This window comes from Ammonifex thiophilus (assembly GCF_003368535.1).
Classification (GTDB): domain Bacteria; phylum Bacillota; class Desulfotomaculia; order Desulfotomaculales; family Ammonificaceae; genus Ammonifex; species Ammonifex thiophilus.
On the sequence record NZ_QSLN01000078.1, the window covers coordinates 1 to 327 of the forward strand.

At 61.2% G+C, this 327-nt stretch carries 1 protein-coding gene; it reads right to left on the reverse strand.

Annotated elements, in window-relative coordinates; translation table 11 throughout:
• Window positions 1-327 (reverse strand): RHS repeat domain-containing protein (locus DXX99_RS11140; RefSeq protein WP_134643030.1); only part of this gene is annotated, 327 nt, incomplete at both ends.

Consider the following 327-nt stretch of genomic DNA (forward strand, 5'->3'; position numbering starts at 1 on the left):
AGATCTGCCTGCCTTCGGCATCGAAGGCCGCCAGCACCCTCCCCTCCCGGTCGTAGGTGTAGGTAAAGGTGTAGCCCGCGGCATCGGTCAGGGTGACGAGGTTGTGCTCGGCGTCGTAGCCGAAGGTCACGGCCCGCCCGGCAGAATCGGCCACCTTCTCCAGTAAACCGGCAGCGTTGTAATGGAAGGAAAAATACTTACCGGACACGGGTTCTTTAACCGTGGTAAGCCGGCCGTCCGGACCGTACTCCAGCTTCAGCACCTGCCCCTGCCGGTTCTTGATCTCCAGGAGCTTGCCCTGTGAGTCGAAGGTGTAGAGAGTCCCGT